This window comes from Mesorhizobium sp. GbtcB19, from assembly GCF_019091085.1.
Lineage (GTDB): Bacteria > Pseudomonadota > Alphaproteobacteria > Rhizobiales > Rhizobiaceae > Mesorhizobium.
Window position 1 is genome coordinate 1 of record NZ_JAGXJY010000058.1, and the last position, 1,458, is coordinate 1,458.

Genomic DNA, 1,458 nt, shown 5'->3' on the forward strand with positions numbered 1-1,458 from the left:
CTGCGCTCGGCTTTTGTCTGGGAGGGTCTGCCGTCGCCGGCGCAGGTGGTGTGGCGCCAAGCGCCGCTCAGCATCACCGAGGTCGAGCTTGATGCCGCCGCCGGTCCGGCGGTGGAGCAGTTGCGGCGTCGCTACGCCCCGCAGCATCTGCGGCTCGACCTGACCAAGGCGCCCCTGATGCGCTACGTGGTGGCAAAGGATCCTGAGAGCGACCGCTGGCTGTTGCAGGTCACAAGTCACCACCTGATCGAGGACGCAGCCTCGGCAGATCCTTTTTTCATGGAGATCGATGCGATCCTGAGCGGGCAGGAGGATGAGCTGCCGGCTGCGGAGCCGTTCCGCAACGTGGTGGCGCAGGCGCGTCTGGGAATCTCCGAGGCGGAGCATGAGCGCTACTTCCGCGAACAGCTTGGCGATGTCGACGAGCCGTCGCTCCCATTCGGCCTGACACAGGTGCTGGGCGATGGCGAGGGCGTCGTGGAAGTGTACCGGAAGCTGCCGCAGGCCCTCAACGATCGTCTTCGGGGGCAAGCCCAGCGATTGGGCGTGAGCCTGGCCAGCCTTTGCCATGTCGCATGGGGCCAGGTGGTGGCGCGCACGTCCGGCCGCGAGACGGTGGTATTCGGGACCGTGCTGCTTGGCCGTATGCAGGCGGGTGCCGGTGCCGACCGGGCCATGGGCCTGTCCATCAACACGCTGCCGATGCGACTGGACCTGGATGGCAGGGGCGTGGCGGCGGGCGTGCGCGAGCCGCATCTGCGCCGGGGGGGGTTGCTGCACCACGAGCAGGCGCCGCTGGGGCTGGCGCTGTGCTGCAGCGGGGGGGCTGCGGGAACGCCGTTGTTCAGCGTGCTTCTGAACTACCGGCACATTGGAGCGGAAAAGGCGGAGATGCCGAGCCTCAGCGGCGCCGAGTGGCTGGATGGCGAGGAACGCACGAACTACCCGCTGATCATGGCGGTCGAGGATTTCGAGGCCGCACTTGGCTTGACGGTACAGGTTGTCGAGGCGGTGTCGGCGGATCGCGTCATCGGTCTGATGCAGCGGGCGCTGGAGAGTCTGGCTGAGGCACTTGAGGCGGCGCCCGAGATGCCGTTGCGGTCGCTGGACGTGCTGCCGGCTGAAGAGCGGGAACTGATCGTCGAGACCTGGAACCGAACGGAAGCCGCGGCCTTTCCTTCGAATCGCTTCGTCCACGACCTGTTTGAGGAGCAGGTTGTCCGTACGCCTGATGCTGTGGCTTTGGTACAGGGCGATGTGAAGTTGAGCTACGGCCAATTGAACGCCCAGGCCAGCCGTCTTGCGCATCGACTGATCGGACTTGGCGTCAAGCCGGACGATCGTGTCGGACTGTGCGTCGACCGTTCGCCCGAGATGGTGATCGGCCTGCTGGCGGTGCTGACGGGGGGGGGGGCCTTAGAGCCGGGCCCTCCCTCCTCAGCGGGGGAGCCGCTCGGC

General features: G+C 67.1%; 1 protein-coding gene. It reads left to right on the forward strand.

Translation table 11 applies throughout. From position 1 onward, the window contains the following. A partial coding sequence (locus tag KVT37_RS31525; protein ID WP_217578919.1) for a condensation domain-containing protein occupies nucleotides 1-1,458 on the forward strand: 1,458 nt, incomplete at both ends.